General features: G+C 66.4%; 9 protein-coding genes and 1 tRNA gene. 5 read left to right on the top strand and 5 right to left on the bottom strand.

Going from position 1 to position 12226, the window contains the following annotated elements; all coding sequences use genetic code 11:
• Nucleotide 1: 1 nt before the first annotated feature.
• The 4 genes from greA to carA all read right to left on the bottom strand — a co-directional run bounded on the left by greA (nucleotide 2) and on the right by carA (nucleotide 6080).
• Complete coding sequence (greA, locus tag ACFOD4_RS15210) at nucleotides 2-475, bottom strand: transcription elongation factor GreA (RefSeq protein ID WP_379597716.1); 474 nt, start codon at nucleotides 473-475, stop codon at nucleotides 2-4.
• A 141-nt stretch (nucleotides 476-616) separates the two neighbouring features.
• Complete coding sequence (gene carB / locus ACFOD4_RS15205; protein WP_379597715.1) at nucleotides 617-3862, bottom strand: carbamoyl-phosphate synthase large subunit; 3246 nt, start codon at nucleotides 3860-3862, stop codon at nucleotides 617-619.
• Nucleotides 3863-3891: 29 nt separating this feature from the next.
• Nucleotides 3892-4641, bottom strand: a complete 750-nt coding sequence (locus ACFOD4_RS15200) for an SDR family NAD(P)-dependent oxidoreductase (protein ID WP_379597713.1) — start codon at nucleotides 4639-4641, stop codon at nucleotides 3892-3894.
• A 32-nt stretch (nucleotides 4642-4673) separates the two neighbouring features.
• Nucleotides 4674-6080 carry a glutamine-hydrolyzing carbamoyl-phosphate synthase small subunit gene (carA, locus tag ACFOD4_RS15195; RefSeq protein WP_379597711.1) on the bottom strand — a complete coding sequence of 469 codons (1407 nt, stop codon included), beginning with the start codon at nucleotides 6078-6080 and terminating at the stop codon, nucleotides 4674-4676.
• A gap of 182 nt (nucleotides 6081-6262) precedes the next feature.
• Between carA and ACFOD4_RS15190 the strand changes: the two genes are divergently transcribed.
• From ACFOD4_RS15190 to ACFOD4_RS15175, 4 genes are all read left to right on the top strand, one after another.
• Nucleotides 6263-6721 carry a GatB/YqeY domain-containing protein gene (locus ACFOD4_RS15190; RefSeq protein WP_379597710.1) on the top strand — a complete coding sequence of 153 codons (459 nt, stop codon included), beginning with the start codon at nucleotides 6263-6265 and terminating at the stop codon, nucleotides 6719-6721.
• Between the two features lie 24 nt (nucleotides 6722-6745).
• Nucleotides 6746-8581: a DNA primase gene (dnaG, locus tag ACFOD4_RS15185; protein WP_379597708.1), complete on the top strand. Its 1836-nt coding sequence runs from the start codon at nucleotides 6746-6748 to the stop codon at nucleotides 8579-8581.
• Between the two features lie 206 nt (nucleotides 8582-8787).
• A complete protein-coding gene (gene rpoD, locus ACFOD4_RS15180; RefSeq protein ID WP_379597706.1) occupies nucleotides 8788-10716 on the top strand; it encodes an RNA polymerase sigma factor RpoD in 1929 nt (642 codons plus the stop codon).
• Between the two features lie 3 nt (nucleotides 10717-10719).
• Nucleotides 10720-11295, top strand: coding sequence for a GNAT family N-acetyltransferase (locus ACFOD4_RS15175; protein WP_379597704.1), 576 nt, complete (start codon nucleotides 10720-10722; stop codon nucleotides 11293-11295).
• Nucleotides 11296-11345: 50 nt separating this feature from the next.
• Here the strand turns inward: ACFOD4_RS15175 and ppa are convergent, their stop codons facing one another.
• Nucleotides 11346-11870: an inorganic diphosphatase gene (gene ppa / locus ACFOD4_RS15170; protein ID WP_379597702.1), complete on the bottom strand. Its 525-nt coding sequence runs from the start codon at nucleotides 11868-11870 to the stop codon at nucleotides 11346-11348.
• Nucleotides 11871-11995: 125 nt separating this feature from the next.
• On the opposite strand from ppa, the gene ACFOD4_RS15165 reads away from it, so the two are divergent.
• Nucleotides 11996-12068 (top strand) — tRNA-Ile (locus ACFOD4_RS15165).
• Nucleotides 12069-12226 lie beyond the last annotated feature (158 nt).

Raw genomic sequence — 12226 nt, 5'->3', positions numbered from 1 at the left:
GTCAGATGAAGCGCACCTTGGTGATTTCGTAGGCGCGGGCACCACCTGGGGCCGGCACCTCCACTGTGTCGCCCACCGACTTGCCCAGCAACGCCTTGGCCAGCGGCGAGGACAGCGAGATCGAGCCCTGCTTGGTATCGGCCTCATGCTGGCCGACGATGCGGTAGGTTTTCTCTTCCTCGCTGTCGTCGTCGATGATGGTGACGGTGGCGCCAAAGCGCACCTGGTCACCCGACAGCTTGGACACGTCGATCACCTCGACGGACGGGATCACACTTTCCAGCTCGGCGATGCGGCCCTCGATAAAGGACTGGTGCTCGCGGGCGGCGTGGTACTCGGCGTTCTCGGAAAGGTCGCCATGCTCGCGCGCCTCCGCGATGGCGCGGATGACGGCGGGGCGCTCCTCGGACTTGAGCTGGCGCAGCTCGTCCTCCAGCTTGGCGAGGCCCTGGGCGGTCATCGGGAACTTCTGCACGGCAGTCCCATCCTTCATACGCGGAAGCGGCCGCCGGGCTGAGCCTGGCGGCCGGTCGGCACCCTGTCAGGGGCCTGTGGCGAAAACCCATCCGTCAAAATGGGGAGCGGGCGGACCCGGTTTCACGGACCCGCCCGCCCTTCAGAAAGAAGCTTCAAAATAGGCCTGGAGCGGCGCCACATCAAGTGTTCCCGCTTTGAGCGCGGCGATGGCGTGAACCGCGGCGCGGGCACCGGCCATGGTGGTGTAGTGCGGCACGCCCTGGGTCAGGGCGCCGCGGCGGATGTCGAAGCTGTCCGCCACCGCCTGGCCTGTTCCGGTGGTGTTGATCACCAGCTGGATCTCGCCGTTGCGGATGGCGTCCACGCAATGCGGCCGCCCCTCCATCACCTTGTTCACCACCGACACAGGCAGCCCGGCGTCCCGCAGCACCGCCGCCGTGCCCTTGGTGGCAGCAACGGCAAAGCCCATCTCCGTCAGCCGGCGGGCGAGCTGCACGGCAGTCTTTTTGTCGCTGTCCTTCACGGACACAAAGGCGGTGCCCGCCTCCGGCAGCTTCACCCCTGCGCCCAGCTGGGATTTCGCGAAGGCGCGCTCAAAGCTGGCATCGAGGCCCATCACCTCGCCGGTGGACTTCATTTCGGGACCAAGGATCACATCCACATTGGGGAAGCGGTTGAAGGGGAACACCGCTTCCTTTACCGCGACATGCCGGCTGATGGCATCGTCATCCAGCTTGAATTCGGCCAGCCTGGCTCCCGCCATCACACGGGCGCCGATCTTGGCCACCGGCACGCCCGTCGCCTTGGCAACGAAGGGCACGGTGCGGGAGGCTCGGGGATTGACCTCCAGCACATAGATCTCGCTGTCCTTCACCGCATACTGCACGTTCATCAGCCCCTTGACCTTCAGGGCCTTGGCCATCGCCTCGGTCTCGGCGCGCAGTTCGGTGATGATGGCAGGCGACAGCGAGTAGGGCGGCAGCGAGCAGGCACTGTCGCCGGAATGGATGCCGGCTTCCTCGATATGCTCCATCACGCCGGCGACGTAGACCTCGCCCGCCTCATCGGCGATGCAGTCGACATCCACCTCGATGGCGTCCTGCAGGTACTGGTCGATCAGGATCGGGTTCTCGCCCGAGACCTTCACCGCCTCCTGGCCGAAGCGAAGCAACTGGTCGCGGTTGTAGGCGATCTCCATGGCGCGGCCGCCCAGCACATAGGACGGGCGCACGACAACAGGGTAGCCGATGCGCTCCGCCTCCAGCACCGCCTCGTCCAGCGTGCGCACGATGCCGTTCTGCGGCTGCTTCAGCCCCAGGCCCTTGAGCAGTTGCTGGAAGCGTTCGCGGTCCTCGGCGATGTCGATGGCCTCGGCGGAGGTGCCGAGGATGGGAATGCCCGCCTTGTGCAGTGCCTGGCTGAGCTTCAACGGTGTCTGCCCGCCATACTGCACGATGCAGCCCAGGATCTCCCCCTTCTCCTGCTCGCGCCGGATGATGGAGATCACATCCTCGGCCGTCAGAGGCTCAAAATACAGGCGGTCGGAGGTGTCGTAGTCGGTCGACACCGTTTCGGGATTACAGTTGACCATGATGGTCTCGAAGCCGGCCTCGCGCAGCGCGTAGCAGGCATGGACGCAGCAATAGTCGAACTCGATGCCCTGGCCGATGCGGTTCGGCCCACCACCAAGGATGACGATCTTCTTCCGCTCCGTCGGCCTGCTTTCGCAGACGGGCGTGCCGAAGCCCCCCTCGTAGGTCGAATACATGTAGGGCGTGTCGGAGGCGAATTCGGCGGCGCAAGTGTCGATGCGCTTGAAAACAGGCAGCACGCCCAGCTCCTCGCGCAGTGCCAGCACCTCGGCCTCGCCCTGTCCAGCGAGCACGCCGAGGCGCTTGTCGGAAAAGCCCATCGCCTTGAGGCGGCGCAGGCCGGTGGCGTCGTCCGGCAGCCCTTCGGCGCGCACGCACTCCTCCGCCTTCACGATCTTCTCGATCTCGCGCAGGAACCAGGGCTCGAACTTGCAGGCCGCGTGGATTTCCTCGACCGAGAGGCCGGCGCGGAAGGCCTGCGCCACGTTGAGCACTCGGTCCGGCTTCGGCGTGGCGAGGGATGCGATATGCGCCTCCTTCGAGCCGTCGCCCGGCTGCCCGATGTCGTCGAGGCCGGACAGCCCCGTTTCCAGCGAGCGCAGCCCTTTCTGCAGAGCCTCGTTGAAGGAGCGGCCGATGGCCATCGCCTCGCCCACCGACTTCATCGAGGTCGTCAGTGTGGCCGGCGTGCCGGGGAACTTCTCGAAGGTGAAGCGCGGGATCTTCACCACAACGTAGTCGATCGTCGGCTCGAAGGCGGCCGGCGTCACCATGGTGATGTCGTTCTTCAGCTCGTCCAGCGTGTAGCCCACGGCCAGCTTCGCGGCGATCTTGGCGATCGGGAAGCCGGTGGCCTTGGAGGCCAGCGCCGAGGAACGCGACACGCGCGGGTTCATCTCGATGACCACCATGCGGCCATCGGCGGGATTGATGCCGAACTGCACGTTGGAGCCACCGGTGTCGACGCCGATCTCGCGCAGGCAGGCGATGGATGCGTCGCGCATCCGCTGGTATTCCTTGTCCGTCAGCGTCAGCGCCGGGGCCACCGTGACGGAGTCACCCGTGTGCACGCCCATCGGGTCGAGGTTCTCGATGGAGCAGACGATGATGCAATTGTCCGCGGCGTCGCGGACCACCTCCATCTCGAACTCCTTCCAGCCCAGCACGCTCTCCTCGATCAGCACCTCGGTGGTCATGGAGGCGGCGAGGCCGGCCGAGACGATCTGCTCGAACTCTTCCTTGTTGTAGGCGATGCCGCCGCCTGTTCCGCCCAGCGTGAAGGAGGGGCGGATGACGCAGGGCAGCTTCACCTGCTCCAGTCCGGCCCGCGCCTCCTCCATCGTGTGGGCGATGTGGGAGCGGGGGCTCTCGATGCCGATCTTGGTCATGGCATCGCGAAACTTCAGCCGGTCCTCGGCCTTGTCGATCACTTCGGCCTTGGCGCCGATCAGCTCGCAACCATACTTTTCGAGCACGCCGGCTTCGGCGAGCTTCAGCGAAGTGTTCAGCGCGGTCTGCCCGCCCATGGTGGGCAGCAACGCATCAGGGCGCTCCTTGGCGATGATCTTCTCGACCATCTCCACCGTGATCGGCTCGATATAGGTGGCATCCGCCAGACTCGGATCGGTCATGATCGTCGCCGGATTGGAGTTCACCAGGACCACCCGGTAACCCTCCGCCCTGAGCGCCTTGCAAGCCTGTGCGCCGGAATAGTCGAACTCGCAGGCCTGGCCGATGACGATGGGGCCGGCCCCGATGATCATGATGGTTTTGATGTCGGTACGCTTCGGCATCGGGGGGACCCTGTTGTTAGGGGGAAAGTTCAGCCATGCACCGAGAGCCCGCCATCCACGGGGATGGCGGTGCCGGTGATGAAGGCGGCGGCATCGCTGGCCAGAAAGGCCGCAATGCCGGCGAAGTCACGGGGCAGGCCCCAGCGCTTCTGCGGCGTACGGGCGACCACGCGGTCATTGAGGTCGGGGATGTCCCGCTTGGCGCCGGCGGTGAGCTCCGTTTCGATCCAGCCGGGCAGGATGGAGTTGGCGGTGATGCCGTCCGAACCCCATGCTACGGCGAGGGAGCGCGTGTACTGAACGATGCCACCCTTGCTGGCGCCATAGGCAGGCGAAAGCGGCAGGCCGAAGATCGACATCATGGAACCGATGCAGATCACCCGCCCGCGGCCATTGGCCTTGAGGTGCGGATAGGCCGCCCGGCTCATCCGCATGGCGCTGGTGAGGTTGGCGTCCATCACGGCCATCCAGTCCTCATCCGTCACATCCTGCGGCAGGCGGCGGATGTTGGTGCCGGCATTGTTGACCAGGATGTCCAGCCCACCCGCCTGATCCACCACCTGGGCGATCACGCGGTCGGCGGCGCCCGGCTCGCACAGATCGGCCTGGACGGCAAAAGCATCCTTGCCCAGCTCGGCCACCGCCGCCTTGTTCTTGTCGGCGTTGCGGCCAACCACCGCCACCCAGGCGCCGGAGGCGGCAAGCCCGCACGCCATGCCGAGCCCGATGCCGCCATTGCCGCCGGTGACCAGGGCGACACGCCCGCTGAGATCAAACATCATCCGCTTCCTTCCCGAGACCGGGCCGAGGATCAGCCCTTGTGGGCTTCGATCATGTCCACGAAGCGGCGGAAGAGATAGTGGCTGTCCGAGGGGCCGGGGCTGGCCTCCGGATGGTACTGAACGGAAAAGGCGGGCTTATTCTCGGCCGCGATGCCCTCGTTTGATCCGTCGAACAGCGAGACATGGGTGATCTTCACCCCCACGGGCAGGGAGGTGTCATCCACCGCGAAGCCATGGTTCTGGCTCGTGATCTCCACCCGCCCGGTGGCAAGATCCTTCACGGGCTGGTTGGCCCCGCGATGGCCGCGATCCAGCTTGAAGGTCTTGGCCCCGAGCGCCAGGGCCAGCAATTGATGGCCTAGGCAGATGCCGAAGACCGGCTTGCCGGCCTCCAGCACGCCGCGAATGGCCGGCACTGCGTACTCGCCGGTGGCTGCCGGGTCGCCCGGGCCATTGGACAGGAAAACTCCATCCGGGTTCTGCGCCAGGATGTCTTCGGCGGTGGCGGTGGCGGGCACCACGGTGACGTCGCAGCCGGCATCGGCAAGGCAGCGGAGGATGTTGCGCTTGGCGCCGTAGTCCACAGCGACAACCTTGTGCTTGCGGACCGGGGCCACGTCGTAGCCCTGACCCCAGTGCCAAAGCCCTTCTTCCCAGCGATAGGACTGGCGACAGGAAACCTCGCGCGCCAGGTCCATGCCTTCCAGCCCCGGCCAGCCCGCGGCCTCGGCCCGCAGCGCGGCCAAGTCGAACTTGCCGTCCGCCGGAAAGGCCAGCACCCCGTTGGGCGCGCCGCCGTCGCGGATGCGGATGGTCAGGGCGCGGGTGTCGATCCCGGCAATGCCTGGAATGCCATGGCTCTTCAGCCAATCATCCAGGTGGCGGGTGGCGCGGTAATTGGCGGGCTCGGTAAGGTCCAGCTTCACCACCAGCCCGCGCGCGGCTGGGGTGATGCTTTCCACATCCTCGGCGTTGGCGCCGACATTGCCGATGTGGGGAAAGGTGAATGTGATGATCTGCCCGGCATAGGAAGGATCGGTCAGGGTTTCCTGATACCCGGTCATGCCGGTGTTGAAGCAGATCTCGCCCGTGTTGCGGGTCCGCGCTCCAAAACCGATACCCCAGAACACGGAACCGTCGGCCAGCACCAGGGCGGCCGTTGCACCTGTTGGCGGCATCCCGGCATCCTGCGAAGCCGGGGCGGCGGTGTCTTGGGCCATGTTCGTCTCCGCAGAACGAGGGGAGGGGGTGTTTGCGCCGAGCACGGCCAGCGCGTCCAACGGCAAGCCGGTGGCGGCTGCCACTGCGGCCCAGTGCTTGGCAGGAATGGCGCGGGCTTGGCGCCACTTGCGCACGGCTTCGGTGCCGACACCGCACCGGGCTGCCAGGGTTTCGGCGCCGCCCGCGAGGGCGATGATGTCTTCGACGGACCGCATGTCATCCTTATCTGGGAAGAAAATTCCCAAAGCAAGGCATCGTTCCGAAGCGCTGGGAATTTTCTTCCCAGAGGCTGTATTGCCGCCTTCCCGGTTGTTCGGGTCTGGCGGAGGCGCTTTATACCCCCGCCGCACGGAAGGGCCTACCCTCCGTGCGGATCCCTGCAACGGAGACCGCCCCCATGAGCCTGCGCGCCCGCTTCACCGAAGAACTCAAGGCGTCCATGATCGCCAAGGATGCGGCCCGCACCTCGACCATCCGCATGATCATGGCCAAGCTGAAGGACACCGACATCGCTGCCCGCCCCTCTGGCGTGGATCAGGTTGGCGATGAGCAGATCACTTCCATGCTGCGTGGCATGGTGAAGTCCCGCCGTGAAAGCGAGACCATGTATCGGGATGGCGGGCGTCCTGAACTGGCGGACAAGGAAGCTGCGGAGATCGCCGTGATCGAGGGCTTTCTGCCGCAGCAGATGGACGAGGCGTCCATGAAGGCTGCGGTGGCTGAGGCCGTCGCTGAGTCCGGCGCCACCTCTGTCAAGGAGATGGGCAAGGTCATGGCCGTGCTGAAGGCGAAGCATGCCGCCACTCTGGATATGGCCAAGGCGGGTCCGCTGGTGAAGGCGGCGCTGGGCGGCTGAGGCCCGATGGCTTAGGAAGGCGGCATGTCCCTGCCGCCGAACTTCCTGGATGAGCTGCGCCTGCGGACACCGTTGCCGGCGCTGATCGGCCGCAGCACCAAACTCACCCGGGCTGGCCGGCAATGGAAGGGATGTTGTCCCTTCCACGGCGAGAAATCGCCCTCCTTCTACGTCTATGACGATCATTACCATTGCTTCGGCTGCGGCGCGCATGGCGACGCGATCGCCTTTGTGATGCAGAGCCAGGGCGCGACCTTCCCCGAGGCGGTGGAGCGGCTGGCCGCTGAGGCCGGAATGGAGGTGCCGAAGGCCACCCCGCAGCATGCCCGCCGGGAGGCGAAGCGGCGCGACCTGAACGCCGTGCTGGATGCGGCGGCGGAGGCTTTCCAGCGCCGCCTTCGCCTGCCCGAGGGGCGGGCGGGGCTCGACTACCTGCTGCGCCGGGGATTGTCCGAAAGCACCATCCGCAAGTTCGGCCTGGGATGGTCAGGTGGCGGGCGCGGTGCCCTGGCCGCCGACCTGAAGCCCGCAGGAATCGACGCCGGCCAGCTCGCCGAGGCCGGGCTGATGCGTGCCGCGGAGAATGGCCAGCCTGCCGTCGACCTGTTCTTCAACCGTGTCATGTTTCCGATCCGGGACCGCCGCGGCCGTATCGTGTCCTTTGGCGGCCGGATCCTGGGCGACGGACAGCCCAAATATGTCAACGGCCCTGAAACCGAGCTCTTTTCCAAGCGCCGCAACCTTTACGGCATCGACCTCGCGCGCGACGCCGCCTTTAAGGGCGCGCCGGTGGTGGTGGTCGAGGGCTATATGGATGTGATCGCCCTGCACCAGGCAGGGCTCGAAGGTGCCGTGGCGCCGCTCGGCACCGCCCTCACGGAGGAGCAGTTGGCCGAGCTGTGGCGCCTGACGCCCCAGCCCATTCTGTGCTTCGACGGTGATGCCGCGGGTGCCCGTGCCGCCGCCCGTGCGGCCGAATTGGCCCTGCCGCTGATTTCCACGGAGCGTTCGCTGGGCTTTGTAACCCTGCCCGCGGGAGAAGATCCGGATACCCTCATCGGTAAATCTGGACCGCAGGCTTTTCGTTCCCTGCTGGATGCCGCGAGGCCGCTGTCCGGGGTGCTCTATGACATGGTGGCGGCACACCATCCGGGCGGCGCGCCCGAAGCGCGGGCCGCCCTGCGTCACGCGCTGGAGGAGGCCGCCGGCAAGATCCCGGACAAGTTTCTGGCGGGTGAATACCGTCGTGCCCTGCTGGACCGCTTCTTCGCGTCCGGCCGGCGCTCGGCCCTGGCACCTCGCGGCGTCGATCGCGGCGGCCGCTCCCGCCCTGGGCCGCCCGCCCTGGCCTTGCCGCGTCCTGGCATCGATCCCACCCAGGTGCGGCTCGAGCAGGCGCGGTGCCTCCTGGCCATCACCGCGGCACATCCCTGGCTGCTGAACGAGATTGAAGAAGTTCTGGGGCAGATCGACTTGCCGGATGGTATGCCGCACCGGCTGCGCACGGCGCTGATTGCCTGGCATGCGGCCGGCATGGCGCTTGAAGCCGCGCCGCTGGCCGACCACCTGCTTTCGGTGGAGCCGGAGGCTTTTGCCTGGCTGCGCCGGACTCCCCGCATGCTGCCGGCGGCCGCCGGCCCTGAGGCGCTGCCCAAGCTGGTGGCCGAGCAATGGTGGTACTTCTTCGGCCGATTCAGGGGCGAGGCGGCCCTGTTGGCCGAGCGGCAGGCGGCAGAGCGGGATTTCGCAGCAACCGGCGATGCCGCCGCGCAGACCCGGCTGATCCGGCTGAACGAGCTGATCGCGGCGCAGCGGCGCGGGGAGATGGAGGATGAGAGCACGGGTGGCGAGGTGATCTGAGCCGGTGCGGCAGCTGCAAAACCTCACCCGAACATGCGGGGGGCTGCGGTGGTGCTCTTGTGTTGGCGGGTGCGGGGGCGTTATGGCCCCAAGGTGGCCTGCATGCGGCCGCAGCATTTCCGACCCGCATCATGCGGGGGACGGCAAGGACTGCAAGGCATTCCGGCCCAGAACAGGCCGGACGGTGTCAGACGGAGCGGATCGGCATGGCGAGCAAGGTCGCGAACGGCACGGACACGGTCGAGAACCGCGATGAGGCGGTGGAGGGGGCGCTCCTCGACACACTCTCGGCGGCGGTGAAGAAGCTGGTCGCCCGGGGCAAGGAGCGCGGCTACGTCACCTATGACGAGGTCAATCAGGCCCTGCCCGACAGTCAGGTCTCCTCCGAGCTGATCGAGGACACCATGGCGATGCTGAGCGAGAGCGGCATCAACGTGGTGGAGGGCGAGGAAGCCGAGGATCCCGAGGCGGTGAACGGCAAGGCCGCCACCAAGGCCGAGGGCGCCGAGGAAGAAGAGGAAGAAGAGGAAGCCTCTGGCAATGTGGATGAGGGGGCCGGTCGCACCGATGACCCCGTCCGCATGTACCTGCGCGAGATGGGCAGCGTGGAGCTGCTCTCTCGCGAGGGCGAGATCGCCATCGCCAAGCGCATCGAGGCCGGGCGCGACATGATGATCGGCGGGCTGTGCGAGAGCCCGCTGACCTTCCAGGCCATCCTCACCTGGCACGAGGCGGTCAAGGATGGTCGCATGGCGCTGCGCGAGGTGATCGACCTCGAGGCCACCGCCAGCGCCGACAGCCCCGAAGCGCCACCCGCCGCCGCCGAGGCCGAGGAGTTCGAGGAAGGCGAGGAAGGCGAGGGCGTAGGCCTGTCCCTTTCCGCTCTGGAGGAGAAGCTGAAGCCGGAGGCGCTGGCGGCGTTCGAGGCGATCGGCGAGGTGTTCGGGCGGCTGCAGAAGCTCAGCTCGAAGCGCATGGACGCGTACAGCGCCGGCGAGGAACTGGCCGGCAAGAGCGAGAAGTCCTACGAGAAGCTGCGCGACGAGCTGGTGGCGCTGGTCGAGAAGGTGCAGCTCCACAACAACCGCATTGAGGAGCTGGTGGACCAGCTCAAGGGCCTCAACCGCCGCATCACCGGCTTCGAGGGCCAGGTTCTGCGCTTGGCTGAGGCCAGCAAGGTGAAGCGCGAGGACTTCCTGGCGCACTGGACCGGCGCCGAGATCGACCCCACCTGGTTCGAGCGCGTCGCCCTGCTGCCGGCCAAGTCCTGGAAGAACTTCGTTGAGCGCTCGCGCAACGACGCGGAGGCGATCCGCGCCCAGATTGCCAACACGGCGGCGCTGACCGGGCTGCCGGTTGCTGAGTTCAAGCGGGTTTATTCCACCGTGTCGCGTGGCGAGCGCGACATGACCCAGGCGAAGAAGGAGATGATCGAGGCCAACCTCCGCCTCGTGATCTCCATCGCCAAGAAATATACCAATCGCGGTTTGCAGTTCCTGGACCTGATCCAGGAAGGCAATATCGGCCTGATGAAGGCGGTCGATAAGTTCGAGTATCGCCGCGGCTACAAGTTCTCGACTTACGCCACGTGGTGGATCCGGCAGGCGATCACCCGCTCCATCGCGGACCAGGCGCGGACCATCCGCATCCCGGTCCACATGATCGAGACGATCAACAAGCTGGTGCGCACCTCGCGTCAGATGCTGCACGAGATTGGCCGCGAGCCGCAGCCGGAGGAGCTGGCCGAGAAGCTCGGCATGCCGCTCGAGAAGGTGCGCAAGGTGCTGAAGATCGCCAAGGAGCCGATCTCCCTCGAGACCCCGATCGGCGACGAGGAGGACAGCCACCTCGGCGACTTCATCGAGGACAAGGCCGCGATCATCCCGCTGGACGCTGCCATCCAGAGCAACCTGCGCGAGGCGACGACCCGCGTGCTGGCCAGCCTCACCCCGCGCGAGGAGCGGGTGCTGCGCATGCGCTTCGGCATCGGCATGAACACGGATCACACGCTGGAAGAGGTCGGGCAGCAGTTCAACGTGACGCGCGAGCGCATCCGGCAGATCGAGGCCAAGGCGCTGCGCAAGCTCAAACACCCCAGCCGCAGCCGCAAGCTGCGGTCCTTCCTGGACAGCTGAGCGATGGGCCTGTCGCTCGTGGAGCCGGTGGTTCGGGTCGCGGTGCAGGTCACCTTTCTGCGCATGGCGGCGCCTCCTGACACTCCGGCGCCGGCCCTGCCGCCCGATTGCCGACTGGAGCAGGTGGCACGTTGCACGGTGCCGTTCTATCGCTACCTCTACAACACGGTGGGGCAGGACTACGTCTGGTGGCTGCGGCGTGCCACGCCGGATGCAGAGATCGCCGAAATTCTCGCGGATCCCGCGATTACCATCCATGTGCTCTACAGGGATGGTGCGCCTGCCGGCTTTTTCGAGCTCGAGCGGCGGCCGGCCACCGGCACGGCCAATATCGGCTATTTCGGATTGCTGCCGCACGCGGTGGGGCAGGGAATAGGCGCTGCCTTCCTGCGCGCCGCCATCGATGCCGCGTGGGCAACAGGGCAGGGAGGGGTCACGGTGAACACCTGCACCGCCGACCATCCCCGCGCCTTGCCCAACTACCTGGCCGCCGGCTTCTCGCGGCTGCGCGTGGTGCGCGAGATTTGGCCGGTGCCATTACGGCTTGGCCTCAACGTGCCGGAAAACCTGCTGGCCTGAGCGTGGCGGGGGGGCGGCCCAACAACCCGCCGCCCCGCCGGAATGGCGGCTTACTTCTGCGCCGCAGCGATCTGCTTCTGGATGATCTCGGTCGCCTGGGCCGCGTCGCCCCAGCCCTTCACCTTCACCCACTTGCCCGGTTCCAGATCCTTGTAGCGGGTGAAGAAGTGCTCGATCTGGTCGCGGATGATCTTCGGCAGATCCTCCAGCTCCTTCACGTCCGTATAGGCAAGGGAGATCTTGTCATGCGGCACGCAGACCAGCTTCTCGTCCTGGCCGCTCTCGTCCTCCATGAACAGCACGCCAATCGGCCGGGCGCGGATGGCGGCGCCGGGCACCACGGGAGCCGGCACCAGCACCAGCGCATCGGACGGGTCGCCATCATCGGCGAGCGTGTTGGGGATGAAGCCATAGGCGGCCGGATAGGCCATCGGCGTGAACAGGAAGCGGTCCACCACCACGGCACCGCTATCCTTGTCCACCTCGTACTTCACCGCGCTTCCCTGGGGAATCTCGATGACGACGTTGATGTCGTGCGGCGGGTTCTTGCCGGTGGAAAGCTTGGTCACGTCCATGCGGGCATCCGTTCCGTGCAGGATGGGGAGAGCGCGCTGTTAGCAGGGGCTGCGCCGGGCAGCAAACCAACCCTTTCTTGCCCTGGAACGCGCCTCGGTCTAGCACGCAGGCAGGATCTCCCGGTGCGCCTGTAGCTCAATGGTCAGAGCGGGCCGCTCATAACGGCTTGGTTGCGGGTTCGAGTCCTGCCAGGCGCAGGGAGAGCCGTATTGAAGGCGCAATTGCATGTTGCAGTTGTGATCAAGAATGCGTGATATTCTTCCAGGCGATCATCGGGCCTCCAGCCCAACCGCTGGAGGAAGGATTGTCTGCTTCGCTACCTCTTCCCTTAGGCCGGCCCATCCTAGGTGAAATG

The organism is Teichococcus globiformis (genome assembly GCF_042646265.1).
Taxonomy (GTDB): Bacteria; Pseudomonadota; Alphaproteobacteria; order Acetobacterales; family Acetobacteraceae; genus Pseudoroseomonas; species Pseudoroseomonas globiformis.
Note: the sequence above shows the minus strand (reverse complement) of the source record. Positions and strands in the feature narration are given on the sequence as shown.